At 62.8% G+C, this 26,364-nt stretch carries 22 protein-coding genes; 13 read left to right on the top strand and 9 right to left on the bottom strand.

Going from position 1 to position 26,364, the window contains the following annotated elements; all coding sequences use genetic code 11:
• Positions 1–184: 184 nt before the first annotated feature.
• Positions 185–937, bottom strand: coding sequence for a FadR/GntR family transcriptional regulator (locus tag ABIC78_RS20620; protein ID WP_022676253.1), 753 nt, complete (start codon positions 935–937; stop codon positions 185–187).
• Between the two features lie 428 nt (positions 938–1,365).
• Here ABIC78_RS20620 and ABIC78_RS20615 point away from each other — a divergent pair, with 428 nt between their 5' ends.
• The 4 genes from ABIC78_RS20615 (at position 1,366) to ABIC78_RS20600 (ending at position 6,935) form a co-directional block, all read left to right on the top strand.
• The gene (locus ABIC78_RS20615; RefSeq protein ID WP_082209109.1) at positions 1,366–1,968 is read left to right on the top strand and encodes a DUF3237 family protein; all 603 of its coding nucleotides are present in this window, start codon (positions 1,366–1,368) and stop codon (positions 1,966–1,968) included.
• A gap of 202 nt (positions 1,969–2,170) precedes the next feature.
• Positions 2,171–3,697, top strand: coding sequence for a lignostilbene-alpha,beta-dioxygenase NOV2 (gene nov2 / locus ABIC78_RS20610; RefSeq protein ID WP_354491772.1), 1,527 nt, complete (start codon positions 2,171–2,173; stop codon positions 3,695–3,697).
• A 95-nt stretch (positions 3,698–3,792) separates the two neighbouring features.
• Positions 3,793–6,315, top strand: a complete 2,523-nt coding sequence (locus ABIC78_RS20605; RefSeq protein WP_354491770.1) for a TonB-dependent receptor — start codon at positions 3,793–3,795, stop codon at positions 6,313–6,315.
• Positions 6,316–6,392: 77 nt separating this feature from the next.
• Positions 6,393–6,935 carry a nuclear transport factor 2 family protein gene (locus ABIC78_RS20600; RefSeq protein ID WP_354491768.1) on the top strand — a complete coding sequence of 181 codons (543 nt, stop codon included), beginning with the start codon at positions 6,393–6,395 and terminating at the stop codon, positions 6,933–6,935.
• Between the two features lie 54 nt (positions 6,936–6,989).
• On the opposite strand, the gene ABIC78_RS20595 is transcribed toward ABIC78_RS20600, so the two are convergent.
• The 3 genes from ABIC78_RS20595 to ABIC78_RS20585 form a co-directional block, all read right to left on the bottom strand.
• Positions 6,990–7,913, bottom strand: a complete 924-nt coding sequence (locus ABIC78_RS20595) for an alpha/beta hydrolase (protein ID WP_253941689.1) — start codon at positions 7,911–7,913, stop codon at positions 6,990–6,992.
• Positions 7,914–8,020: 107 nt separating this feature from the next.
• Entirely contained in the window at positions 8,021–9,625 is a 1,605-nt protein-coding gene (locus tag ABIC78_RS20590) for a carboxylesterase/lipase family protein (protein ID WP_354491766.1), read from the bottom strand.
• A 63-nt stretch (positions 9,626–9,688) separates the two neighbouring features.
• Positions 9,689–10,624, bottom strand: coding sequence for a poly(ethylene terephthalate) hydrolase family protein (locus ABIC78_RS20585; protein ID WP_157088990.1), 936 nt, complete (start codon positions 10,622–10,624; stop codon positions 9,689–9,691).
• Between the two features lie 278 nt (positions 10,625–10,902).
• Between ABIC78_RS20585 and ABIC78_RS20580 the strand changes: the two genes are divergently transcribed.
• Positions 10,903–11,757, top strand: a complete 855-nt coding sequence (locus ABIC78_RS20580; protein WP_354491764.1) for an alpha/beta hydrolase — start codon at positions 10,903–10,905, stop codon at positions 11,755–11,757.
• 28 nt (positions 11,758–11,785) lie between these two features.
• A complete protein-coding gene (locus ABIC78_RS20575) occupies positions 11,786–12,874 on the top strand; it encodes an alpha/beta hydrolase (RefSeq protein ID WP_171798664.1) in 1,089 nt (362 codons plus the stop codon).
• Between the two features lie 255 nt (positions 12,875–13,129).
• On the opposite strand, the gene ABIC78_RS20570 is transcribed toward ABIC78_RS20575, so the two are convergent.
• Genes ABIC78_RS20570 through ABIC78_RS20555 form a run of 4 tightly spaced genes read right to left on the bottom strand, consistent with a single transcriptional unit; the run spans position 13,130 to position 18,727 of the window.
• Entirely contained in the window at positions 13,130–14,173 is a 1,044-nt protein-coding gene (locus ABIC78_RS20570) for a Rieske 2Fe-2S domain-containing protein (protein ID WP_107717674.1), read from the bottom strand.
• Between the two features lie 17 nt (positions 14,174–14,190).
• The gene (locus ABIC78_RS20565; RefSeq protein WP_354491762.1) at positions 14,191–15,144 is read right to left on the bottom strand and encodes a PDR/VanB family oxidoreductase; all 954 of its coding nucleotides are present in this window, start codon (positions 15,142–15,144) and stop codon (positions 14,191–14,193) included.
• Positions 15,141–16,214 (bottom strand): Rieske 2Fe-2S domain-containing protein, encoded by a 1,074-nt coding sequence (locus tag ABIC78_RS20560; protein ID WP_022676241.1) that lies wholly within the window; start codon positions 16,212–16,214, stop codon positions 15,141–15,143. The genes ABIC78_RS20565 and ABIC78_RS20560 overlap by 4 nt, the downstream gene beginning before the upstream one ends.
• A 2-nt stretch (positions 16,215–16,216) precedes the next feature.
• A complete protein-coding gene (locus ABIC78_RS20555; RefSeq protein ID WP_354491760.1) occupies positions 16,217–18,727 on the bottom strand; it encodes a TonB-dependent receptor in 2,511 nt (836 codons plus the stop codon).
• A 198-nt stretch (positions 18,728–18,925) separates the two neighbouring features.
• Here ABIC78_RS20555 and ABIC78_RS20550 point away from each other — a divergent pair, with 198 nt between their 5' ends.
• Positions 18,926–20,728: a sigma 54-interacting transcriptional regulator gene (locus ABIC78_RS20550; protein WP_354491758.1), complete on the top strand. Its 1,803-nt coding sequence runs from the start codon at positions 18,926–18,928 to the stop codon at positions 20,726–20,728.
• Here the strand turns inward: ABIC78_RS20550 and ABIC78_RS20545 are convergent.
• Positions 20,714–21,631, bottom strand: coding sequence for a LysR family transcriptional regulator (locus ABIC78_RS20545; protein ID WP_168352325.1), 918 nt, complete (start codon positions 21,629–21,631; stop codon positions 20,714–20,716). The two genes, ABIC78_RS20550 and ABIC78_RS20545, sit on opposite strands and share 15 nt — an antisense overlap.
• Positions 21,632–21,740: 109 nt before the next feature.
• Here ABIC78_RS20545 and ABIC78_RS20540 point away from each other — a divergent pair, with 109 nt between their 5' ends.
• Genes ABIC78_RS20540 through ABIC78_RS20515 form a run of 6 tightly spaced genes read left to right on the top strand, consistent with a single transcriptional unit; the run spans position 21,741 to position 26,364 of the window.
• Complete coding sequence (locus tag ABIC78_RS20540; protein ID WP_354491756.1) at positions 21,741–22,898, top strand: muconate/chloromuconate family cycloisomerase; 1,158 nt, start codon at positions 21,741–21,743, stop codon at positions 22,896–22,898.
• 5 nt (positions 22,899–22,903) lie between these two features.
• Positions 22,904–23,194 carry a muconolactone Delta-isomerase gene (catC, locus tag ABIC78_RS20535; RefSeq protein WP_169048538.1) on the top strand — a complete coding sequence of 97 codons (291 nt, stop codon included), beginning with the start codon at positions 22,904–22,906 and terminating at the stop codon, positions 23,192–23,194.
• A 47-nt stretch (positions 23,195–23,241) separates the two neighbouring features.
• Complete coding sequence (locus tag ABIC78_RS20530; protein ID WP_309804942.1) at positions 23,242–24,153, top strand: dioxygenase family protein; 912 nt, start codon at positions 23,242–23,244, stop codon at positions 24,151–24,153.
• Positions 24,154–24,206: 53 nt separating this feature from the next.
• A complete protein-coding gene (locus ABIC78_RS20525) occupies positions 24,207–24,914 on the top strand; it encodes a CoA transferase subunit A (protein ID WP_354491754.1) in 708 nt (235 codons plus the stop codon).
• A complete protein-coding gene (locus ABIC78_RS20520) occupies positions 24,914–25,606 on the top strand; it encodes a 3-oxoacid CoA-transferase subunit B (RefSeq protein WP_354491779.1) in 693 nt (230 codons plus the stop codon). The genes ABIC78_RS20525 and ABIC78_RS20520 overlap by 1 nt, the downstream gene beginning before the upstream one ends.
• Positions 25,594–26,364 (top strand): alpha/beta fold hydrolase, encoded by a 771-nt coding sequence (locus tag ABIC78_RS20515; protein WP_354491752.1) that lies wholly within the window; start codon positions 25,594–25,596, stop codon positions 26,362–26,364. The genes ABIC78_RS20520 and ABIC78_RS20515 overlap by 13 nt, the downstream gene beginning before the upstream one ends.

The following is a 26,364-nucleotide window of genomic DNA, read 5'->3' as shown; positions in this document are numbered from 1 at the left end:
AGCGACAACCTAAACAGGCACTGATCGACGCGCCGCGACAATCACATTCTCATCCTGATTGACGCGCAATCATCATCCAGTTTGTCGCGCTACAGAAATGCCAAATTCGAAAGGAATGTGAGCCAGGTCTACCTTTGAACGCCTAGGGACAACCTTGATTGTTACCGATTGGCTACCTTGAGGATTACATTGCGATATTCTGCCGCTCTGGAAAGTCTGCCTGGTTGGCGCGGATGAGCTTTTCCATCGCGATGCCGGCCTCGTCGACCATGCCCGCTGCAACGGCATCGAACAGTTCCCAATGCTCGGCAATCGTATCCCGTGGCTTAGAGCCGCTGTTGCCCTGGAATTCGGTGTACCACAGCACAAAAGTACCGAGGCTGTTGCCGAGGTTGACCAGCGGCGGATTACCCGTCGCCTGCACGATGATGCTGTAGAACCGGCGGTTTGCCGCCTGGCCTTCGTCGGTGGCGAGCGTATGGCGTTCCATCGTCTGGAGCGATTTGCGCATATCGGCGATATGGTCGAGCGTGCGGCGCATCGCGGCCAGGCGCGCCATCGCCGGCTCGATGATCAGGCGCATTTCGAACAGCCCATCCAGCACCGATTCGGAGGCGCCGCCTTCAAACATCCAGGCCATCACGTCGGGATCGAGCATGGCCCAACGCGTGATCGGCAAGACGATCGTTCCCGTGCGTTGGCGGGATTCCACCAAACCCTTGGCGGTGAGAATACGGATCGCCTCGCGATAAGCGCTGCGCGAGACGCTCAACTGCTCGCTCGATTCGATTTCAGTGCTGAGGATATCGCCGGGCTGGTGCCGGCCGGTGACGATCGCGACTCCCAAATCATGGGCTATGCTTTTGTGAAGGCTTGATTTTTTCTTTCGGCCGCCACCTTTCGCCGAAGGACTCGCAGGATGGGCTGCAGCAGTCATATCTTGTTCTTCCAATTTGCAGGGCAGATCATGGAGCCCGACAGCATCGCAATATCAGCAGGCGCGGGTTAGCGGAACCTCATCACGGACTGTCATTACCCTGACAATTCATGCTGCCCTCAACCGTGCAATGCATAGTCACCAAAAGTGCCCCGATGGCAAGCCGTTGAGCGGGCAATTCGATGATTTATAATGCACTGAATCAGAAGGAATTGCACGTTTAGCCTTGGCAGATATCAGGCGATGGCGTGCACCAATGTTCCTTGCAATCGATGTCATTTTATCGCTCGATTGGCTGATATCCGGGAAAAGCTAAATCGAATCGGCTTGAAAAAGCAGACATTATATGGTTAGTCCGCTGCAGCAGGCGCACGAATGCGTCACAATTGGAGCTGGAAATCGCCAGCCCAGGCCGGGAGAGACATCTGATGACCGCTGAAGTATCGCGCCGGAGCATGATTGCAGGCACAGTGGGCGTCGCGGGAATGCTGCCAACCCTGGCTAACGCCGCCACCGAAGTTGTCAAAACCCAGACGAGCGCGAACGGCTTCGTGATCCCGCCCGATGCGCGGCCGCCAAGTTTTGAATTTGCCTTTCAGATCCGGATCGAACTGGGCGAGCGGCTGCGCTATGGGCCGACGTACTGGGGCTTTGATCGTGGCTACGTCGGCGTTCTTGGGGGCACGGTGACGGGGCCGCGTTTTTCCGGAAAAGTCATTCCGCACAGCGGTGGCGATTGGCCGACCATCCGGCCCGACAACAGCGTGCGTTTTGATGCGCGCTACCTGCTCCAGGCAGATGACGGCACTATCGTTGCGCTTCACAACACCGGAATCCGCCACGCCGACAAGGCTGTGCTGGATCGCATGCAGCGGTACGAACACGTCGATCCGTCGGAGTATTACATGGGGCTGACGCCTCGCTTCGAAGCGCCCGAGGGGCCCCATGAATGGCTCAGCCAGACTATCTTCGTGGGCAAGGCGGATCGCGACAAATCGCACTCCATCTTCACCTATTGGGCACTGGTGTGACAGGGCATCGCGTTGGTGCCCGCTCGATGAGCCGTTCGGAAGCCTGACGCCCATTGGGTTGCTGTAAATTCAATTGTCCGGTTTTTTATAGATGTTCGGCGATTTGCCGATATCCAAATCTCAGAAAGACCGGGCAGGGCCGCCATTCTCGATATTTTCAAGCAACGGATGGCGGGCCGCAAGCCCGATCTAGGAGAGACACGTGCACGACGAACGCACCCTGCCGGTCAGCGAAAAGCCTTGGGTGGCCAGCGATCGCGACGCCTATCCCGATACTGTCCATTTTCGCGGCCTTAACACCCCGGTTGGCATCGAGGCCTCGGTGCCCGGCCTTACTGTGGAAGGGACGCTACCGTCCGGTTTGGAAGGATCGTTTTTCCGGGCCGTGCCAGACCCGGCCCATCCACCGATGTTTGCCGACGACAACATCCTGTCGGGCGATGGCATGATTTCCCGCTTTCGCTTCAGCAAAGGTGCGGTGGATTTCGACATCCGCTACGTCCAGACCGCGCGCTATCTGGCTGAGCAACACGCTGGCCAGGCCTTGTTTGGCGGCTATCGCAATCCGTTCACCGATCATCCCTCGGTGGCCGAAACCGATCGCACCGTCGCGAATACGACGCCGCTGTGGCACGCCGGGCACCTGTTCATGACCAAGGAGGATGGTCTCCCCTATGAGATCGATCCGGACACATTGGCCACCAAGGGGGCATGTGATTTCGACGGAGCCTTGCGTTCGCAAACCGTAACGGCGCACTCTCGCGTCGATCCCGAGACCGGCGAATTGTTCCTGTTCGGCTATGAAGCCGATGGCGCCTGCTCGCGCGACGTTTCCTATGCGGTGCTTGACCCGCGCGGGCACCTGATGCGCGAGCAGTGGTTCCAGCAGCCTTATCACGGCATGATCCATGATTTTGCCATCACGCGCAGCCGCGCGATCTTCCCGTTCTTCCCCACCACGACCGATCTCGACCGCTTGCGGGCAGGTGGGCCGAAATGGGCGCACGACCAGAACCTGGAATGCTGCGTGGGGATCATGGGCCGAGACGGCGACGTGGCGGGAATGCGGTGGTTCAAGGGTGCCAAGGGCGCTTCGGCCTTTCACATCATGAATGCCTTTGACGAGGGCGATGTGGTGCACCTGGATCTGTTCGTTTCGGAAACCAATGCGTTTGGCTTTATGCGCGAGGCGGGTGGTATCCATATCGATCAACGCGCCATTCGCGGGGGATTTGAACGCTGGACGTTCGACCTGGCTGGCGAGGGCGAACATTTCACGGTGACGCCGCTCGGGCCGCCCGGAGACATGCCGCGGATTCGCGATGCGGATTGCGGCCGCGACTACAAGACCGGCTGGTATCTCTCGATGAACCCGCAGGGTGGGCCGCCGCTGCCGGGTGGGCCAGTGGGCGCTGCCTTCAATTGCCTGATCCGCATCACGCTGCCGCATGGCGAGATCGACATGCTGGCGCTGCCGCCGGGCCATGCTGTCAGCGAGCCCGTTCACGTTCCGGCGACAGAGCCCAACGGCAGTGACTGGCTGCTGTGCATTGTCGACAAGGCCAATGGCGACGCGGGTTTTCAATCCGAACTGTGGGTGCTCGATGCCGATCGGCCCAGCCGCGGCCCGATCGCCAGGGTGCATGTGCCGCTTCCGTTGCGGGCGCAAGTTCATGGGTGCTGGGTTCCTGCCACTGTCCAAAGCCAAGCCAGTCAAATGACGCGATAACGACCATCGCGTTTTTGTGTCCAAAGATTCAATCGATTGCACGTTAACGGCAAACAAGGCGGCCAGAACCCGCCATTATTAGGAGGGGAGTTATCATGACCGATAGAATTAACGCTTCGACGTTGCGCAAGACCTGGCTGCTGAAGTCTGCGGCGCTTACCACATTTGCCACTGTGCTTGCTTTCCCGGGCAGCACTTGGGCCCAAACCGCGCAGAGCCCGGCTGAAGAACCGCAAGGCGCTGCGCAAAACACCGCCACCACCGAAGGGGCGATCGGCGAAATCGTCGTTACCGCGCAGTTCCGCGCGCAAAGCGTCCAGCGCACGCCGCTGGCGATCACGGCCCTTTCGGCCGAGACGATGTCGGCACAGGGCCTGACGAACGTGAGCGACATTGCGGCGCAGGCGCCCAACGTTGTCTTGCAGCCGGCGCAAGCGGGTGCTGGCCCGTCGGTGCAATCGTTTATCCGCGGCGTAGGCCAGGTCGATTCCAACCCGGCGGTGTCGCCCGGCGTGGGCACCTATATCGACGACGTCTATTACGGTTCGATCGCCGGGGCGAACTTCGATCTTGTCGACCTTGACCGCGTCGAGGTGTTGCGCGGGCCTCAGGGGACGCTGGCGGGGCAGAACTCCATCGGTGGTTCGGTCAAACTCTATTCCAAGAAGCCGACCGGTGATGGCAGCGGCTATGTTGCGCTGTCCTATGGCCGGTTCAACAATGTCCGGGTCAATGCTGCGGCGGATATCCCGCTGGTCCGCGATCGTCTGTTCATGCGCATCACCGGGGTTTCCGACAGCAAGGATGGCTATGTCACGCGCTATGACTTTGCCTGCACCCATCCCGGCACGGCGGTCCCCTCGTTCGGCTCTTCGGGCGATTGCAAGCTGGGCACGCTGGGCGGCAAGTCGGTAACGGCGGGCCGCGTACAGTTGCGTTGGGTTCCCAGCGACACGCTCGAGGTCAATCTGGCCGGCGACTACATCAACGACAATTCGGAAGGCACGCCGCAAACGCTGCTCTATGCGCAGAACCCGGGGCAAACGCCCAAAACGAGCATCAACGGCGTAAGCCTTGGCACCGCCAGCGGCGCATCACAGTTCATCAGCTATTCGCCCTATGGTGCCTATGCCACCGATCCGTACAGCAAGAGCGCCTATGTAAGCTATGCGACGTATTGCGATCCGTCGCCCAGCGACAAGACCGCGGCCTATTGCGTCCAGCCGCGTTCGGCCACGCATGGCGGTGGTGGTTCGCTCACCATCGACTACAAGATCGGCGATCATGTCTCGCTCAAGTCGATCACGGCCTATCGCCGTCAGCGCATGGACTATGTCGATGACAGCGACACCACCCCGATCGGCGGCGCGTTGCTGACCAATGCCTTGACCTATCGCGAATTTACCCAGGAACTCCGCCTCAATGCCGGCTTGTTCGACAACCGCGTCAACCTGACGCTGGGCGGGTTCTACATGAACGAGAAGACCAAGCTGGATTCGCGCATCGATATTCCGCCCTTCGATTTCCTGGGACGTGATCGCGTGCCCGCCACCACTTATGCTGCGTTCGGCAACATCGACTGGAAAGCGACCGACAAGCTGCAGCTGATCGGTGGCCTGCGCTATTCCAAGCAGGAAAAGACCTTCAACTTCGGGCGCCTCGGCGTGCCTGGGTCGGTCGCTGGCTTCCATCCCGATGGCCCGCCCTATTTCCCGTGCCCGCAGGCAGGCGGAACCGTGGTCAACGTTGCAGTCTGCCCGGTGAACGGCCTGTCGGGCACGTTCAAGGGAGACAACGTCGATTATCGCGTGGCCGCACAGTATCAGTGGACGCCGACGTTCATGACTTATGCTTCGGTCGCAACCGGCTTCAAGGGTGGCGGGGTCAATCCCCGGCCGTACAACCTCTATCAGGTTATCCCGTTCGATCCCGAACGGCTGACCTCGTATGAAATTGGCTTCAAGAGCGACCTGTTCGATCGCCGCCTGCGCGTCAACGCCAGCCTGTTCTACGGCAACTATACCAACCTGCAGCTGCCGGTCAGTTCTTGCCCGGCCAATCCGGCCTATCCGAACGTTCCGTTGGCCAGCTATGCCCAGCCATGCAGCGCCCTGCTCAACGCCGGCAAGGCCCGGACCCAGGGTGGTGAACTGGAAGTGACCGCCCGCCCGATCGACAAGCTCACGCTGCAAGGAACCCTCGGCTATCTCGACATCGGGTTCAAGTCGCTGCAGGCTGCGGCCATCAGCGCGGGGACGACGCTCAATTCGCAGTTCCCGCTGGCATCGAAATGGAAGGCTAGCGCAAGCGCCCAATATCGGATCGACACGGAATCTGCCGGAGCGATCACGCCGCGCCTCGACATGACGTACCAGTCGAGTTTCTATACCTCGATCCCCAACACCACCTTCAACAAGGTGCCGGGCTACACCCTGCTCAACGCCTCGCTCGCGTGGGAAGCGCCCGACGGCAAGTGGATGGTGATCGGTAACCTGATGAACCTTACCAACAAGCTGTACTACTATGCGCTGCTCGATGCGCGTGCCGTCAATGGCCTGGTGACCGGCTTCCCGGCCGCGCCGCGCCAATGGCGCATCACGGTCAAGCGCTCGTTCTGATCGATCGGATTGGGAGCTTCTCCATCTGGTAAAAGCTCCCGATCTCCTTTCCTGCATCTTCCTGTTTGGATACTCCGATGGCCCTGTCTTCCCTGCTCTTCCTGGCTGCGGCCGCCAGCGCGCCTGCCGCAGTGCCGCCTGGCGTTACGGTCACCCCGCCCGCCGCACCTGTGGTGGTCCTCGCGGCCAGGGATCAGCGGGCTCTGCTCGCCAGTGCCGATCGCAAGCTGGCGGCGAACAAACGCCTGGTGTTTGATATGTATCGGATCGTGCTGCAGGCCGGAGACACCGACCGTGCGCATGAATTCATCGCCACGGACTACATCCAGCATAATCCGAATGCCGCGCAGGGGCTCGCCGGGCTCATCGCCTATGTCAAGGCGACCCGGCCAGTGCGGCCGGTGCTCGATCATCTCGAAATCCCGATGATTCATATCATGGCAGAGGGCGATTATGTGACGATCGCATTCGCACGGCCAGAAACCGACGCGGCCGGGCAGCGCTATGTCACCACTTGGTTCGATCTGTTCCGCATTGCGCATGGCCGGATCGCCGAACACTGGGACCCGATGCTCCGCAGCGATCGCAAGATCGATCCCAACAAGCAGAAGCTGCCCTGAGCAGCGCATGCGGCATCGGGCGGAGCCAACCGCCCGATGCCGCCCACTTGGCGCTTAAAAGCCCTTGCGCTGCACAGTCCACGCCGGATCGACGCAGAGGCGGCACATCGGGCCCGTGAACGTTCGCCCAGCCGCTGCATTGCCATCGAGTTGCCAATCCAGCCAGTCGAGTGCCACCTGCGCAACGCGCCCGCCATATGGCTCGTCCATGCTGCCGCGATGGCCGAGCTGGATATTGACCATAGCCACCGGCACACGGCTGATCCGGCGGAAATCGTCCATCCCGTTATCGTAGGCAATGTCGCCCGGGCCGCCCATGATATAGAGGACCGGGGTATGCAGGCGCTCCAGCGCTTGCTTGGGTGTCGTCAGCCCGGGAATGAACGGCGTCCCATCCGGAAAAATGCCGCTGTTGTGGATGATGACGGCATGGACGCGCGGATCGGACGCGGCATCCAGCGCTTGTACGCCGCCACAACTGTGCCCGGAAACTGCAACGCGGCGCGGATCGATCCTTCCATAGAAATCACTTCCCGGCCGGGCGTTTTCGGCAAGAATCCAATCGAGGCCCTTGAGGATATCCGCCGGCATCGTCGCCACCGGACGCAGCGCGTGATCAGGCATGATCCCGCGAAGCGCAGCGGGTGCGTCTGGCCCGGTCAACGCGGTGCCGGGCGCAATGGCGACATAACCATGCGATGCAATTTCAAGCAGGTGGAGCCGCGCGCTGGCCGCATCGGCCGAGCATCCGCTGTTGCCCCACAGCAGGACGCCCAGCTTGCCACCATCCTTCGGAAGCGAGGCCGGGCGATAGACAAGGTGGTTGGGGAGCGTGGCGCGGTTTTCGACGATAGCGGGCATCGGGCCGGTACCCGGCAGGTCTGGCAACGCGAAATAGCCCGCATAGCGCGCCAGTTCGATCGGCGAGGGACCGCCGGCTGGCGCTGGTGGCGTCTGGGCACTGCTGGAGAGCGGCATGGCAGCCACGGCGCCGGCAATCAGTGCACGGGACCAACACCGGGATCGCTTTGTTTCGGTCATCGCTGTTGTCCTGCCTGATTGCCTTGCTGGCATTGATGCATTGCTCATGGGCGGATCCAGGGCCCGGGGGGCCTTGGCTCGAAGCGATCGAGTTGCTGCGAACCGAACGGCAGCATGGTTTCGCGATCGGCACGATACGGATCGGACAAGACGCGGATGGTCTTGCCGATCACCATTGTCGATCGCGTCGCAACGTCAAAACGCGGCCATGACGGCAGTTGCGGCCCATGGGGCACACCCGTGTGGGCAAAGCCTGCCCAGGTGCCCGACATCGTGTCGACCAGCCGCAGCGCCTCTGCCGATGGCGTGACATAGCGCCAGGCCGGCAGCGTGCCGAAGATGAACGGAACTTCGGCCACATGCGGGGTCACGTCATGAAATGCGCCGACAGTCATGGGATAGTCGAACGCGTAGAGGTAGGCGGGCGCTCCACCTTGCGCTGCCTTGTGCTCGGCAAGCAGAATCGCATCGAGCAGATAGCTGCGATCGGTGGTCAGCCGCGCGAACAAGCGGCCATTGTCGAGCGCGGGATAGCGCGCTCGATAGGTTTGAATAACCGCCTCGGCATGGCTGGACGGCAGAAATGGTTCCAGCTGCCGCCGCAACTCCGCTTCGCCAAGCGTGGCATAGGCAGGGTCGGCGCCAAGGAACAGCGCGGTTTCATCGCGCGCCGTTCCGACGATGAGTGGCACATGGGCACTGGGGGCCAGGCCGCCAGGATCGACGGGCTGCCGGGGCAGGACCACGCCATCCACATTGGGCCGGAACTGCCCCATGGCGTTGCGCACGGTGATGCCCGCTGCAGTGACCGTCGCCACGGGAATATCGGCAAGTTTGCTCACTTCACCGGCATTCAGCCCAAGCGTGTGCAACAGGCGATCGGCCCGCTCGAACGAAAGGTCGGCATCATCCATGCGCAGCGCTGGCCCGCTTTCCGATGCACAGCGATGGAACAGACCCGCCGCGCCCGGCACCGCCAGCATCACGCTGGCCTTGCGCCCTCCGCCCGATTGGCCGAAAATCATCACGCGGTCAGGATCGCCACCGAATGCCTCGGCATTGTGTCGCACCCATTGCAGGGCGAGGACGATGTCGAGCAGCCCGGCATTCCCCGAAGCGGCGTATTTCTCGCCCCCGGCGTGGGCGAGATTGAGATAGCCAAAGACATTCAGGCGATGGTTGATAGTCACGACGACAACGTCCTGCGTGCGGGCGAGGAACGCCCCATCGGTGAGCGGATCGAAGCCCATGCCGGCTTCCCATCCGCCGCCGTGCAGCCATACCATGACCGGCTTGCGCCCCTTGAGCGCGCCGGTCCACACGTTGAGCGACAGGCAGTCTTCCGAAGCCTCTGGGGTTGAGCCGTCATGGCCCTTTTGTGGGCAACGCGGGCCGATCTCAATGGCCGGGCGGATGCCGCTCCACGGTCGACGCAGGCGGGCAGGGAGGAACCGGGCCGCTCCTCCGGTTGGCTCGCCATAGGGAACGCCGAGGAAACGGTGCACCCCGTCAGCCAGCACGCCCGCAACCCGGCCAGCGGTCGTCCGCGCCACCGATGTTGCCGCCGCACCATGCGCAGGGCGATCAAACGCCATGAGCGCGGCACAGCCAAGCGTCGCGCCCATCGCGCTGCGGCGGTCAAACAGCATGGCGTATTTCCTTTCGCTTCGCCGGCTTGCCAGCTGGCGTATCGGCCGGGTCGCGCCCGATCATCATTTCAGGTTCTTGCGGGCGATATGCCAGCGGGTGTCGCGGCACAGCCCGCAATCCGGCCCCGAAAACAGCGATGCAGCGGCGCGATCACCCTTGAGGCGCCATTGCAGCCAGTTGACAACCACGCTGCCAAACGTGCCGCCGCCCGGCTCAAAGTAGGTTCCGCCATGGCCGACCCCGTCCGGATAGGCCCAGACCGCTGGAATGGAGGTGATGCGCTCGAAATCGTCACGGCTGTTTTCGTGCGCGCCATCTGACGCGTCACCGCCGATATAGAGCACCGAGCCGTGCAGCTTGGCCAGGCTCGCCTTGGTCACCGGCGCGCCGGGCAAGCCACCCGTGCCCTTGTTCCAGACCCCACTGTTCATGACCAGCGTGGTCTTGATCCGTGGATCGGCGGCGGCCGCGATAGCCTGGAGTCCTCCGCACGAGTGACCCATCACGGCCACGGCAGCGGTATTCACCTTGGCGAACAGCGCGCTTTTGCGATCGCGGTTCTGCGCTGTCGCCCAATCGAGCGCGTCGGTCAGCTGGGTATAGTTCGACAGGGCCGGGGCGGTCATGCTCACTGGCGGCGGGGGCATGCCCTCTTCCGAGCCACCCTCGATCGTGGCGGGCCCAATCCCACCGATCGAGATCACCAGATACCCGTGCGAGGCGATCTCGGTCAGAAACGTCCGGTAGCGGTTGCCATAGGCCATGCATCCGCCGTTGGCCCACAGCACGACCGGCAGCTTCGATTGAGTGGCGAGATGGGCCGGTGCGAATACCGTGTAGCCGGGAAACGATGCCGCCTGCTCCATCACGGCTGGAAAGCGGCCGCTACCGGCCGGCGCGCGCGCATCCACCCGCGCCAGGTCGGGCTGGGCCGGCGCTGCCGCCATGGACAGCACGGCGCAGATCGCCGCTATGCCAGTTGAATATTTCTGCATCATCAGGGATCCTCTCGTGGCCTCGTCAGCCTTGCCGAAACCATAGCGAGAATCTTGCTGCAATCAATTGCATTTTCTACCATTTGATATAAATGGACTGAGAATAAGCGAGAGAGGATGCAGCGATGGACGGAGGCAACCGGCGGGCAGCAGGGTGGACGCGCCGCGCAATACTGCCAGCGCTTGGCCTAGCCGCAGGGGCCTGTGCAACCGGCCCGGCGCTGGGGCAGGTACTGCCCAGGGGATTGCAACTGCCACCGCTCCCGGCGTCATGGAACAGCGTGGAACGCGTGCCGCTGTGGCCAGGGGCAGTGCCGGGCACGGGGTTCCAGGCGCAGCCTTTGCCCGCTGGCTTTCCCGACATCCTGATCCGCAATGTCGCGCGCCCCGAAATCCGGGTCTTTCCGCCACCAGCAGGCGTGCCATCCAACGGCCTTAGCCTGCTTCTCCTTCCCGGCGGGGCCTACAGCTGGGTGTCGATCCTCAACGAGGGCATCGAGGTTGCCGCGCGGTTCGGCGCGATGGGCTATACCACGTTTGTGCTGGTCTATCGCTTGCCGGGCGAGGGGTGGGAGCAGCGCGCAGACGTTCCGCTCGCCGATGCGCGCCGCGCCGTCCAAGTCATCCGCCTTGACGCAGCGCGCCGCCAGCTCAGGCCTGACGGCATCATGGCAGTGGGATTTTCGGCCGGTGGGCATCTCGCGGCATCACTCGCCACCGGCTATGGCAATCGGGTTTTTCCAGCGGTGGACGCGCTGGATGATTCCGATGCACGGCCTGCTGCCGTGGCGGCGATCTATCCGGTCATCAGCCTTTCCCCAGACCTCGGCCACCATGATTCGACCGCCAATCTGCTCGGCGCCAATCCGACGGCGGAGCAGATCGCGCGCCACTCCCCAGCCTTGCACGTGACCGCCGATACGCCGCCGATGTTCCTGGCGCATGCCCTGGATGACCCTGCGGTCAAACCGGAAAACACGCTGGTGATGATGCGTGCGATGACGGCAGCGCAGCGGCCTGTCGAGGTTCATATGTTCGAAAAGGGCGGCCACGCCTTTGGCGCGGGTCGGGCCAATCAACCCAATAAAGCCTGGCCGGATCTGTTCCATGCCTGGGCGCAGACGCAGCTTTCCTGAAAACCCGTTACACGATTGGAAATCGATCATGGCACTCGAGATCACGCGCCGGAATCTTGCGCAATGGGCCGGCAGTTTGGCCGTCAGTCAGTTGGTGCCTCCCATCGCCCGCGCTGCGGCCGGATCCGCAGCTGGCGGCGCGCTCACCCCGGGCGATGCGCTGCGCTATGTAAATCCAGCCTTGCGCCCGTCGGCTGAAATGGTTGCCCGCATGAGTGCCGAACACGGCACGCCCAACGACAGCACCCTGGCTGAACTGCGCCGTCCGCACCCTGAATTCATGCCCAAGCGACTGCCCGATGTTGCGGTGGAAGAGCGCCTGATCCCCGTTCCAGGTGGCGCGCCAGCGGTAAAGGTGTTTGTCATCAACGCCCGCGCCGGCAGCAAGCGACCCGCCATCGTGCACATGCATGGCGGCGGGTATATCGCCGGCACAGCCGCCTTCGAGGTGGGCAAGCACCAAGCAGTGGCCAAGGAACTCGATTGTGTCATTGTTACGGTGGATTATCGCCTTGCCCCCGAAACCCGTTTCACCGGTTCGGTCGAGGACAACTACGCGGCGCTGAAATGGGTGCATGACAATGCAGCCGCGCTCGGTGTCGATCCTAACCGCATCGCCATCATGGGTGAAAGTGCCGGCGGCGGCCATGCCGCGCGTCTGGCGATCACCGCGCGCGATCGCGGGGAGGTGCCCGTACTGTTGCAGGTGCTGATCTATCCGATGCTGGACGATCGCACCGGCAGCACTGTTATTCCGCCGTTCCCGCTCGGTTCGATTGGCTGGGATGCGCCCAGCAATCGCTATGGCTGGTCCTCGTTCTTGGGCATGCGGCCAGGCGGTGCAAACGTGCCGGCGGCAGGCGTTCCTGCTCGTGTCAAGGACCTGGGCGGACTGGCGCCGGCGTTCATTGGCGTTGGTGGCATCGACTTGTTCGTGTCTGAAGACGTTGCCTATGCGCGTCGGCTGATCGAGGCGAAGGTGCCATGCGAATTGCTGGTGATCCCTGGTGCCTATCACGGCTTTGATGTTGTCGCTGCCGATACGGCACCGGCACGCCAGTTCACCAAGGCCAAATTCGATGCCCTTCGCCGCGCGTTCGGCAATTCGGATGTTTAACGTGACGGGGGGTGGCGCTGTTCTCGCCGGCTCAATTGAGGTGGTGCCGGAAATCTGGACAGGGTGCCGGCCTAGTGGCGCAATCGCGCTTTTCTGCATGCTGGCCGATTATCTTGTGCCGCGAGCACGTGCACCAGATGAAAAGGCGGGCAGCCTGGCGCAAACCACGCTGCCCGCAGGACGTGAGGTTATCGCGCCGGCGCCCTGTTCGGCTTGAGGCTCCGGTGCGGCGTCCCCCAGGGTGTTCGCGTGGCGCTATGCCTCGGCGCGTTCGGCACGGATCATGCGATCGAGCATCTTGCGCACTTTCACCGGCGCGACGTCGTTGGACATCAGCACGGGGTTGAGCGAGAAGAACTCGGCATCGCCCATTTCCTGCTGCACTGCTTTAACCAGCGGGCCATCCTCGTCTTCAAAGGCGGCATGCATGCCAGCGATCTTGGCTGCGTTGTAATCTGCATCCTCCACCACGTGATTGCGCCGCGTGGCGAAGAAGTAGTGGGTGGAGAAGGCATCGGCGGGCGTGCAACTGTGCAGGTCATATTGGTCGAGCGCGTCGTCGAAGTGGTCGCTGTCCTGCACCGCGGCAACGGTAAGCTGAATGTTGGCCGGCGCGCTCCAGGTGATGTCGAAAAACTGCCTGGCCTCGTCTTCGGGACGCGGCAGGAACGGAGCGAAGATCATCATCGCCGGCTGTTGCGACCATTCCCAGCGCGCGCTCACGTTCTTTTCGGTTTCGCGCAGTTGCGGCACGATCGGCGACAGCTTGCCGCGCGTGGTGATGATCTCGCCATGGACGTGGTCGATGTGGCTAAGATCCATGACATTGTCGATGATCAGCTCGTAATTCACGGGCAGATGCATGTAGGTGTAGGCCACGGCATTTTCGTGCCCGATGTCGAGCGGGGAATAATCGGGCAGCAGGGTGAGATCGGGTTCGGATGCGTCCATCCAGATCCACAGGAAGCCGTGGCGTTCGACCAGGGCAAAGGTATCGACCTGCGCTGCCTTGGGAATATGGCCAGTGCCATGGGGATTGTGGGTGCATTGCCCCTGCGCGTTGAAGCGCAGCGCGTGGTAGGGGCAGGCCACCTCGTCGCCATGGCGCGTACCCATGCTGAGCGGGGCAAAGCGGTGCGGGCAGCGATCGTGCAGCGCCACTGCGGTGCCATCGGCCTGGCGATAGATCAGCACCGATTTGCCCAGCAGCTTGCGATGGAACAGTTGCGCGCCGTCCACCTCGGTGGACAGGGCGGCGATGTACCAGGCCTTCATGAGGAAATGATCACGGGTTTTCATGGCAAGACCTCTCCAATCTAGATTTCGATGACAAGGCGCGGCGTGCGCGCGCGCGAACAGCAGGGCGTGAAGCAGTCGTTGGCAGCCTGTTCGGCCGCGGACAGGTACATGTCGCGATGGTCAGGTACCCCGGCGAGCACAGTGGTGAGGCAGGTGCCGCAGATGCCCTGTTCGCAGGACAGCGGCACTTCGATCCCTGCCTCGGCCAGCGCGGTTGCCGCGCTTTGGCCAGAAGCAACGGGCACGATTTGCCCGGTTCCGGCGATCTCTATCTCGAAGGCATCGCCCGGATCCTGCACTTCCGGCGCGGAGAAATGCTCCACGTGCAGGCGCGCTTCGGGCCAACCGGCCGCCCGCGCCGCGCCGATCACAAAATCCATGAAGCCGGCCGGGCCGCAGGCATAAAGGTGGGCCTGCGGATCGGTCTCTGCCAGCACGCGCGCCATGTCCAACCGCGTCTGCGGCACGTCGTCGAAATGGTAATGCACGTGGTGGGGCGCGTGCGAGTGCGCGATGCGTTCGCGAAACGCGATGCGCGCGTGCGTTCTGGCGCAATAGTGCAGGGCATAGGGCGTGCCGCTGCGCGCCAGATGATCGGCCATGGCGATGATCGGGGTGATCCCGATGCCGCCGGCAAACAGCAGCGCGGGCTCTCCTGGCACCAGGGCAAAGAGATTGCGCGGTGCGCTGATATCCAGGACGTCGCCCACCTTGACCTCTTCGTGCACATGGCGCGAGCCGCCGCGCCCGGCGGTCTCGAGCAGGATGCCCAGTTCATAGACCGTTGTGTCGCCCACCTGGCCGCACAGCGAATATTGGCGGATCATGCCATTGGGCATTTTCAGGTCGATGTGCGCGCCCGGTTCGTATGGCGGCAGGCTGGCGCCGGGCAGCGGCGCGAGGACGAGGCCGACAATCCCCTCGGCTTCCTCGCGCCGCTCGGCGACCCGAACGGAAATCCATCCGTTCATGCAACGGTCTCCGCCACGTGGTCCGATGCTTCCTGCTCCAGCAGCTTGTCGAGCACCCACAGCATGCGGCCGGGGCCGGCATCGTGGACGATGTCGATTTGCGGGGCGTCGGGATATTGCAGTTGCCGCTCGCGCTGACCTTCCAGAATGCGCTTGTCTTCGAGAAAGGCATCGAGGTTGGTGGCATGCATCAGTTCGACAATGCCGGGAAACCAGGTGGCCTTGCTGGTGCCCCACGAGAAGTAATAGTCGATCGATCCATCGTCGCGCGGCGTGACCGCCTGGCTGGTAAACGTATCGAGCAGCAAGTCCCCGTTGCTCTCTCCCGACGTGGCATCGCCGGCAGACTTGATGCGGAAGCTCATGATGAAATTGCACGGCACGGTAAGCGTGACATGCACATCGATATCGAACCGTGCTGCCGGATCGAACAGGTGCTTGGCAAAGTTGGGCGCCGGTACGCCGCGCACGGTGTAGCGCGTCTCGATCCCGCGCGGCAGGTTCTTGTGCCGGGGGCGGATCAGGCTCCAGTCGTCAGACCCGCCAAAGGTTTCGCCATGCACCCAGGATACGTGGCTGAGATCGGCCAGGTTGGCGATTTCCTGCCGGTAATTGGTCTCGATGCGGATCGCGTTGGTCTTGAGCACCCAGTCGGGATCGGTCGGCCCCACCGCCTCGCAGATCAGCGCGGGGTCGGCCTTGGCGGGATCACCCAGCCAGACCCAAATCCAGCCGTCCTTTTCCACCGCCGCGAGCGTCGGCACATCAGCGCCAGGCGGGATCTTGTCCATGCCGGGCACCTGGCGGCAGCGGCCATCGGGGCCGAACAGCATGCCGTGGTACATGCAGCGCACGGCATCGCCTTCCTTGCGGCCAAGCGAGAGGGGGGCGGAACGGTGTGGACAGCGATCCTCCATCGCCACCAGCGCACCTTGCGGCGTGCGATAGAGCAGGATCGAGCGGCCCGCGATCTTGCGCACGACAAGATCGCGGCTGCCGAGCCCGACATCGGTGCCCCAGCCGGCGCAATACCAGCAGTTTTGCAGGAATGTTTCAGTCTTGGTTGGCATGGTCAGAACTCCACGCCCAGCCGGGCATACCACTCGGTGGGACGGTTGTAGGTGCCGAAGATGAGGCCGGCGGCCTGGAGATTGCCGCTGACGATGTAGCGATCGTTGGTCAGGTTGGTGCCGCCCACCGTGGCGCTCCAGCGCTTGTCCGGGGCCCGATAGGTGAGGCTGGCGCTGAGCGAGTCCACGCCCGGGCGCTGGAGCAGGAGCGTGCGCTCGGTATCGTTCCACAGGCTGCTGGTGCGGGTATAGTCGAGCAGCGCGACAACCGAGCCGCCGTTGCCCAGGCGATATTCATAGCGCGGGCTGATGTTGAACTTCCAGTTCGGGGCCTTGGGCAGCGGGGCGCCGACAAAGACGCCGGCCTGGAGCGTGTTGGGGGCCACCACGGCGCCGGGCAGCACGCTGGTATACTTGGCCTGGGTGTAGCCGATCGAGCTGTTGATAGTGAGGCCCGCGACCGGGGCGAGCACTGCCTCCACCTCGAAACCCTTGATGCGGGCATCGCCGGCGTTCTGGATGGTGGGCGAAATGCCAAGCTGGAAATTGAGCTGGATATCGGAATACCGTGTGGTGAACACGGCAGCGTTGATCTGCAGGTGGCGATCGAGCAGTTCGGACTTGATCCCGGCCTCGAACGTCTCGGCCTTTTCCGGGTTGAACGTGGGCGCGTAGTTGAGCGGCGCGGAAAGTCGCGTGGTCCAACCCCCGGTCTTGTAGCCCTTGGACCACGAACCGTAGACCATCACATCGCGTGATGGGTGCAACTGGATGCCCAGCTTGGGCGAGAAGTTGTTGAATTTCTGATGCTGGTCTTGCGAAACAAAGAAGCGCAGCGGCTGGTTGGGATCGGGGAACCCGAGCAGCGAGGAACAGGGATTGCCATAGGTCGTGCAGCCGCTGACCTTGTAGAAAAATCCGTTGAGGTCGCTCTGGCCGCCGTTGAAGGTCTTCTTCTCGTTGGTATAGCGCCCGCCGACGGTGACCGAGACAAGCGGTGAGATTTCATAATCGGCCTGCCCGAAGAAAGCATAGTTCTTGGTGTCGAGATAATTCGGGCCATCGATCTGGATCAGGCCTTGGTCGAACGTCACATAGTCGTTCATGTGGCTGCGTTCTTTGAAGTAATAGCCTCCCAGAACGAACTTGAGCTTGTTGTCGAGGGTCTGGCCAACCAGCTGCAACTCCTGGCTGAATTGCCAGTTCTTGAGGCCGAAAGAGAATTCCAGGATGTTGAGCGGCGAGCCATCGGCATCGAGGCCGGTTGCCCAGTCGAGATCACGATAACCCGTGATCGATTTCAGCGAGAGGCCATCGGCCAGTTCGTAATCGACGGTGGCGGAAAGCCCCCAGGCCTTCATCTTGGAAAAGTTGATGCCGGTGGCATAGCTGGTATCGATGCTGTTGGTAACGAAGCGGTCGTCATACGGTAGGCGGTTGTTGTTCGGATCGGCATCGACATTCACGCCGCCGATCCCGCCGAGCATCTGCCCCGGATTGAGCGGTGTGCCGCGCGAACCGCACAGCGCGCTCAGCCCTGCTGCGGCCAGCCCCGCCTGCGGGGTGTTGATGCAGGTGTTGTAGAGAAAGGCCAGCGTCGAAGGCATGCTGGATGTCGTCTTGATCAGCTTGTTGGCCGTGCCCTGCTGGTTCTGCCGCATGTAATCGCCCGAGACGCGGATGGTCAGGCGGTCTGTCGGACGCCACACCATCTTGCCGCGCAGCGACCATTCGCTTTGCCCGCCTTCCTGGGCGGAGCGATCGGTACCGTTGGCGCGGAAAGCGGATTCCGGATCGGTGGCGTAGGTCGCCGCGCCAGGATAGGGAATGCGGTTGAGATACCCATCGCGGTGGCGCGAGGCGCCGGTTATCGCGAAAGCCAGCGTGTCGGACACGGGCAAGTCGACACTCGCATTCATGTCGAGCCGATTGTAGCGGCCGGTGGTGATATCGCCGCGAAACGACGTGGTGTTGCCCGGATCGCGCGTGACGATCGAGATCGCGCCGCCGATCGTGTTGCGGCCAAATAGCGTACCCTGCGGCCCCTTGAGCACTTCGATGCGCTGCACATCGGGCAAATCGAGGTTGGCGCCCACGGTGCGGGCAAGATAGACGCCATCGAGATAGACGCCGACGCCTGGATCGAAGTTGGCGGCAAAGTCGCTTTGGCCGATGCCACGGACATAGGCTGACAAGACAGAGGACGAACCCGAGAAAGGCGAGCCGGCATCGAGCGTCACGTTGGGCGAGATGTTCGAAAGGCTCGACACATCAGCCACGGCGCGCTCTTTCAGCGCATTGCCGGCAAAGGCTGAAATGGCGATGGGCACGTCCTGCACGTTCTGCGCACGCTTCTGCGCGGTGACGACGATTTCAGCGATGCCGGTATCGGCGGCAGGAGCATTCTGCGCGGTGGCAGCCGGTTCGGTGCCGGCTGTGGTTTGGCCCATGGCGGGAGTTGCCAACGCCGCAGACAGCATGGCGGTCCCGGTGAGCAAGGCTGCTTTGATCATTTCTACCCCTCCGTAATGGCCCCCGTTGTTTCGGAGTGCCGTTGCGCAGAGTGTAAGAGCAGGGAATGTGCCAGTTTAAATAAGGGCATGAAATAATTGGGATGATGCGCGAGATCGTTCGTGTGGCATGAGAACTGTTGCGCAAAATTGGCCATTCATTATGCTGGAGTTGTATAAAAACAAACACAGGGGAGAGTGATGCCCAGCGAGCATCCTTCGCATCCGGCCTGGGCCGGAGAACGCGATGCCGCGCGCGATCTGGCGCGCAAACTGGTCGTGGCCGGTGAGCCATCGTTCGACGATCTGTGGAAGTCCTTCCACTACGATCCCGATCGGGCCGAGATCACGCTGAACGGCCAGCGCATGGTGCTGACCGACAACAATGCCCTGGGGATCATGCGGCGCGAGCTGGTGTCCTCTTTGGGTTACGACAAAGCGCGCGGGTTGGTGACGCGGATCGGCTACGGCATCGGTTCGGCCGATGCGCAACTGGCACTGGATCTGCGCAAGGAAGATGACATTTTCGCCGGCTTCGCGGTCGGGCCGCAGCTTCATGCGCTCAAGGGATCGGTCAAGGTCGAACCGCTGGTGTTCGAAGCGGATCGCAAGACCGGCCATTTCTACAGCGAATATCATTGGCACAATTCTGCCGAATGCCTGTCGCACCGGCAGGAGCTGGGCATCACGCCCTATCCCGGTGGCTGGCAGCAGGTGGGCTATGCTTCGGGCTATGCTTCGGCGTTTTTCGGGCGGGCGATGATCTTTCGAGAAGTGCAATGCGTCGCCATGGGGCACGATCGCTGCTTCCTCGTCGGCAAGGCGGCCGAGCAGTGGGAAAACGCCGACGAGGAAATGCGCTGGTTCCGCGCGGAAAACTACGCCCAGCGACAGGGCGAGGTGGCGGCGGGAAAGCTGCTACCCGATGAAGACCTGCGCATCGGTCAACGTTCCATCGTCGGCGCCTCCTCGGCGTTCAACCTGGCGCTTCACCTCGTGAACAAGGTGGCGAGAACCGATGCGCCGGTACTGTTCACCGGCGAAAGCGGCGTGGGCAAGGAGGTGTTCGCGCGCGAATTGCACAAGCGCAGCAACCGTGCCGATGGTCCGCTGGTGTCGGTCAACTGCGCCGCCATTCCCGAAACCCTGATCGAGGCGGAATTGTTCGGCGTGGACAAGGGGGCGTTCACCGGTGCTACGGCATCGCGCCCTGGTCGCTTCGAGCGGGCCGAAGGCGGAACCCTGTTTCTGGACGAAATCGGCACCTTGTCGTTCGCGGCTCAGGCCAAATTGCTGCGCGTGCTGCAAGAAGGCGAATACGATCGCGTGGGTGGCAGCCGGCCGCTGCGCACCAACGCCCGGCTTGTCGCTGCAACCAATGCGGATCTGCACCGGGATGTGGCAAACGGCACGTTCCGGTCAGACCTGCTGCACCGGATTTCCACCTTTCCGATCACGATCCAGCCGCTGCGCCGGCGCCGCGCCGATATCCCGCTGCTGGCCAACTATTTCCTGCGCAAGATGTGCGCCAAGCACGGGCGCACCCAGGTGGCGTTCGACGATGCGATCATTCGCCATTTCCTGGAATACGATTGGCCGGGCAACATTCGCGAGATGGAAAACCTGATCGAGCGGGCGGTGATCCTGGCCGACGATAACGAGCTGATCGGCATCCACCACCTCACGATGACGGCGCAATCGTTCGACGGCGGACACAGCGATGGCGGCGATGGCGACGGGCGAGCCGGTGAGCCATTTTCCGCCTATGTGATGGATCGCATTCGCCGCGGGGCGTCTGGCCTGCCCGAAGCGCCCGATGGGATCGATGCCCTGCTGCTCGATGCGCGCCTCACGCGGGACGAGGTGGTAGACCGCCTGATCGGCGCAACGCTCGTGGCCACCAGCAACAACGTCACCGAAACGGCGCGGCGCCTTGGCATGACGCGCTCGCAGGTCAACTATTGGTTGCGCGGGCAACGCGGGGCATCGTCACAGTTGGCCTGACAAAGGCGCATCATGGCCCCAATCGCGGTATTTGCGGCGCACAACCTCGGTCATGCTGGCAATATCGGGCGAAAGATCGCCCACGCGGTGGCTCATGATGATCGGCGATGTCGCAGGCTCGGCCAGTTCGCGAAAGGCAACGTCGTGGCTGCGCGCGCGGCGCACCGACTCCGGGACGATGGCCATGCCTTCCTCCGCCGCGACAAGGCCAATGGCGATCTGGAGTTCGCGCGCCTCGTGGACGATGCGTGGTTCGATCGCCTGGTCGCGGAACAGCGACAGAACTTGGTCGGCATAGCTTGGGCGCGGAGAGCGCGGATAGAGAATCTGCGGCTCGTTCGCCAGGTCGTGCAGCGAGATCGGCCCTTCACCGCGCGCCAGGGGATGGTCGACCGGGAAGGCGGCGATCAACCGCTCGTTGTGCAGAACGATGCGGCGGACGGCCGGATCGTCAAAGCGGATGCGACCAAAGCCTACGTCGATGCGCCCGTCCTTCAGCTGTGCGATCTGTTCGAGCGTCGTGCTTTCGACCATCACGATCTCGACATCTGGCGCGACCTTGCGGAACTCGCGGATCATTTCGGGCAGCCGGGCATAGATCGTGGAGGCGACAAACCCGATGACGAACCGCCGTCGGCGGCTGGTGGCGGCGGTCTTCACCATCGTGTCGACATCCTCCATCCGCGCCAGCAATTGCACAGCCTGAGCATGGAGCAGGCGACCAACCTCGGTAAGGCGCAGCGGCCGCATCGTGCGATCCAGCAAGGGCGCGCCGACATGGGCTTCGAGCTGTTGGATCGCGCGCGACAATGGCGGCTGGGCAATATGCAGCCGCTCGGCCGCGCGGCTGAAATTGCCTTCGTCGGCAACGATCACGAAATAGCGCAAGAGGCGCAGGTCCAGCATGGTTCATACCTATCAGGTATAGCGATTAGACCCAATAGATGTTGGATTGCCTCCGGCGCAAGGCTTATCGATCATTGAAATTATGCTGTTTGGGGCAATTTCTGCAATGGCAACGCTGAGTCGGGCTGATACCTTCATTGTCGATGTGCCGACGATCCGCCCGCATGTCCTGGCCATGGCGACAATGCATGCGCAATCGATGGTAATCGTGCGCCTGACCGACGCCGACGGCATCGAAGGCGTGGGTGAGGGCACGACGATCGGTGGTCTCAGCTATTGCCCGGAAAGCCCCGAAAGCATCAAGTCGGCGATAGACACCTATATCCTGCCCGTGCTGAAAACCTGCGATATCGCGCAGGTCGGCGCGACCATGGCCAAGGTTTCCGCCAGTGTGCGCGGCAACCATTTTGCCAAATGCGCAGTGGAATCCGCCTTGCTCGACATCGCAGGCAAACGCCTTGGCGTGCCGGTCTCGGCGCTGATTTCCGGGGGAGCGCGGCGCGATCGGCTGCCCGTGGCCTGGACCCTGGCGAGCGGCGATACCGGGCGCGACATTGCCGAGGGTGAGGAAATGCTCGATCGGCGCCGGCACCGCATCTTCAAGCTCAAGATCGGCAAGCGTGCGGTGCGCGATGACGTTGCCCACGTCGGTGCGATCTGCAAGGCGCTGGGCGATCGCGGCAGCATTCGCGTCGATGTGAACCAGAACTGGTCGGCAACGCAGGCCAGCCTGGGCATGGCGATGCTGCACGATGTGGGCTGCGATCTGGTCGAGCAACCGACTGCAGGCGATGACATCGCGGCGATGGCCCGCCTGACCGCGCAGCAGACGATCCCGCTGATGGCCGACGAAGCCTTGCACGGGCCGCGCAGCGCACTGCGCATCGCCTCGGCCGGCGCGGCCGATGTGCTTGCGCTCAAGATCGCCCAATCCGGGGGGCTGTTCGCTGCGGCCGAAGTTGCGGCAATCGCCGCGGCCGCAGGCATCGGTCTCTATGGCGGGACGATGCTCGAAGGCAGTATCGGTACGGCCGCCTCGGCCCATGTCTTTGCCACCATCCCGCATCTGGCCTGGGGAACCGAGTTGTTCGGCCCGCTGCTGCAGACCGAAGAGATTCTGCGCGAGCCGCTCGACTATCGCGACTTCTCGTTGGGCGTGCCCGACGGGCCAGGGCTTGGCATCGCTTTTGACGAGGGCAAGCTCGCCTTCTTCCGGCGCGACCGCGACGGGCCGCGTCTTCATCCCGTCAGTGCAGGAGCCTGAAACCCATGCTGTTCATGGTGGAAATGGACGTCAACATTCCGCTGGGCTTCGATGTTGATGAAGCGACGCGGATCAAGGCTGAGGAAAAAGCCTATTTCCAGCAGCTTCAGGCGGCAGGGACCTGGCGCCATATCTGGCGCAAGGTGGGGCTCTATTCGAACGTCTCGATCTTCGATGTGGAGAGCAATGCCGCGCTTCATGACACGCTGATGGCGCTGCCACTCTTTCCGTTCATGACCATCAAAGTGACCCCGCTGTGCCGGCATCCCTCGTCGCTCCACGACGACGATCGCTGAGCGCAGCGTACGAAAACCGGGCATAAAAGACATCCAGGAGAGTGAACATGGACACCAGCTTCGTCAAATCGCCAGAAGTCCAGAAGCTGCTCGATCGTGCGGCGGGCATCGAGGAAAGCGGTGGCAACCCGCGTCTCAAGGCTATCATGCGCGACCTTATCGAAAGCGCCATGACCGTGATCGTCAAGCATGACGTGTCGGAGAGCGAATTCTGGCTGGCGGTGAAGTATCTTGCCGAAGGTTCCGGCGAACTCGGGCTGATCGTACCGGGCATCGGGCTTGAGCATTTCATCGACCTGTTCCTGGATGCCAAGGACGCGCAAGCCGGGCGGGTTGGCGGCACACCGCGCACGATCGAAGGGCCGCTCTATGTGGCCGGTGCGCCGCTGGTGGAAGGCGATGCCGCGCTGACGGTCGATCCCGACGAAGGCGCCCACACTCTCTACATGAGCGGCGCGGTGACCGGCCCCGATGGCGAGCCGGTGGAGAATGCGATCGTGCATGTCTGGCACGCAAACAGCCAGGGGTGGTATTCGCACTTCGATCCAACCGGCGAACAGACCCCGTTCAACAACCGCCGGCGCATCAAGCTGGGCAAGGACGGGCGCTATGCGTTTCATTCCAAGCAGCCGAGCGGCTATTCGGTGCCGCCCGGTGGCGCAACGGACCAACTGATGCAGGCCTTGGGCCGGCATGGCAATCGCCCGGCGCACGTGCACTTCTTTATCGAGGCACCGGGCTATCGCACCTTGACCACCCAGATCAATTTCGGCGACGACCCCTTTGCAGCCGACGATTTTGCCTTTGGCACGCGCGAAGGCCTGCTGCCTGTGCCCAATCGCCAGGGTGATGCGGCGTATATCGCTTTCGATTTCCAGTTGCAGCGGGCGAGCGATGCCGAGGACGAAGGCTTTTCTGCCCGCGCGCGCGCTGCGGCCGAACCGGTGGACGCAGCATAAGGCACGGCCAGGGCGGATAAGGCGCATACTTCGGCTAAAGGTTTCGACACGACATGGACAAGATCTACGCCAATCCTGCCGCTGCGCTTGATGGCCTTCTGTTTGATGGCATGACAATCATGTCGGGCGGGTTTGGGCTTTCGGGCAACCCCGAGAGTCTGATCCCCGAAATCCGCCGAAGCGGGGTCAAGGGCCTGACGATCATTTCCAACAATGCCGGTGCCGATGGCTTTGGCCTGTGGATGCTGCTGGAAAGCCGGCAAGTGAAGAAAATGATCTCGTCCTATGTCGGCGAAAACAAGTTGTTCGAGAGCCAGTACCTGTCTGGCGAACTGGAACTGGAACTGAACCCGCAAGGGACGCTGGCCGAGCGGATCCGCGCCGGCGGCGCGGGCATTCCGGCCTTTTACACGAAAACCGGGGTCGGCACTGTCGTGGCCGAGGGGAAGCCGGTGGACGTGTTTGAAGGCGCCGAATATGTGCGAGAGACCTGGCTGCGGGCGGACCTCTCGATCATCAAAGCCTGGCGGGCGGACCACGCGGGCAATCTCATGTATCGCAAGACGGCGCGCAATTTTAACCCCAACATGGCGACGGCCGGCAAAGTGACCGTGGTGGAAGTGGAGGAAATCGTGCCTGAAGGGACGTTCGACCCCGATGGCATCCACACACCGGGCATCTACGTCGACAGGATCGTCCTCGCCACGATCAATGAGAAGCGCATCGAGAAGCTGACCACGCGTCAGCGGGAGAGTGCATGATGGCCTGGACCCGCGACGAGATGGCCGCCCGCGCCGCGCGCGAACTGCGCGACGGATATTACGTGAACCTGGGCATCGGCATTCCCACTCTGGTGGCCAATCATGTGCCGCCCGGTGTGAACGTAACGCTGCAGTCTGAAAACGGCATGCTGGGCATCGGACCTTTTCCCTATGACGGGGAAGCAGACCCTGACTTGATCAATGCCGGCAAGCAGACCGTTACCGCGCTCCCGACCAGCAGTTTCTTCTCTTCGGCAGACAGCTTTGCCATGATCCGGGGCGGCCACATCGACATGGCCGTGCTTGGCGCGATGGAGGTATCGGCCCAGGGCGATCTCGCCAACTGGACGATCCCAGGCAAGATGGTGAAAGGCATGGGCGGCGCGATGGACCTGGTTGCGGGGGTCAAGCGTGTGGTCGTGGTCATGGATCACGTTGCCAAGGACGGCAGCCCCAAGATCCTGCCTGCCTGCACATTGCCGCTCACCGGCAAGGCGGTGGTGGACCTCATCATCACCGATCTTGCTGTCCTGGCGGTCGATCGCGGCAAGGGCGGGCTTAACCTGATCGAATGCGCGCCCGGTGTAACCGAGGCGGAGGTGCTGGCCAAGACGGCAGCGCCCTTGGCGCTTTCCCTGACCGCGTCAGAGTACGCACCGATCGCATCAAAGGAAATGGCATGGCGTTCCTAGCGCGCCCTGGCGCCCGGCTATACATCAAGCACGACGGGCGCGACGAGGCGCCCGGACTCGTTCTGCTCAACAGCATCGGCACCGACATGGACCTGTGGGACGCCGTCCTGCCGCATTTGCGCGATCGCTTCGCGCTGCTGCGGATCGATACGCGCGGCCATGGCGCTTCGCTGGCCGATCCGGGGGACTACAGCCTGGCGCAATTGGCAGACGATGTGCTGGCCGCAGCCGACGCCGTTGGATTTGCGCGCTTTGCCGTGGCGGGTGTTTCGCTCGGCGGGATGGTCGCCATGGAACTGGTGCTGCGCGCGCCGGGCAGGGTAAGGGCCTTGCTGCCGATCTGCACTTCGGCAACGATGGACCGCGTCGCGTGGGACAACCGCGTTGCCACCGTGCGCGAGCAAGGCATGGCCGGAATCGTCGACCTGGCGATGGGGCGTTTCCTGTCCGATGCTGCCGATCCGGCCATCTATCAAGCGGTGCGGCGTCAACTGCTTGCCATGGACGCGCAAGGCTATGCCGGCTGTGCCTGTGCCATTCGCGACATGGCCCTGGCCGACCGGCTCCACGCCATCGCCTGTCCGACGCTGGTAGTGACCGGCACGCGCGACACCTCGACGCCGTTCGAGGGCCATGGCGAACACCTGGTTGCGCGCATTCCCGGCGCGCGCCATGTTGCGCTGGCAGCGGCGCACCTGGCTCCGCTAGAGGCGGCAGAGCCGCTGGCCGCGACCATCGCCGCCTTTCTGGAAAGCTGA

Origin of the sequence: Novosphingobium sp. 1529, from assembly GCF_040544855.1 — a bacterium.
Taxonomy (GTDB): domain Bacteria; phylum Pseudomonadota; class Alphaproteobacteria; order Sphingomonadales; family Sphingomonadaceae; genus Novosphingobium; species Novosphingobium capsulatum.
The sequence above is the reverse complement of the archived record's forward strand: the minus strand, read 5'-3'. Positions and strand labels throughout refer to the sequence as shown.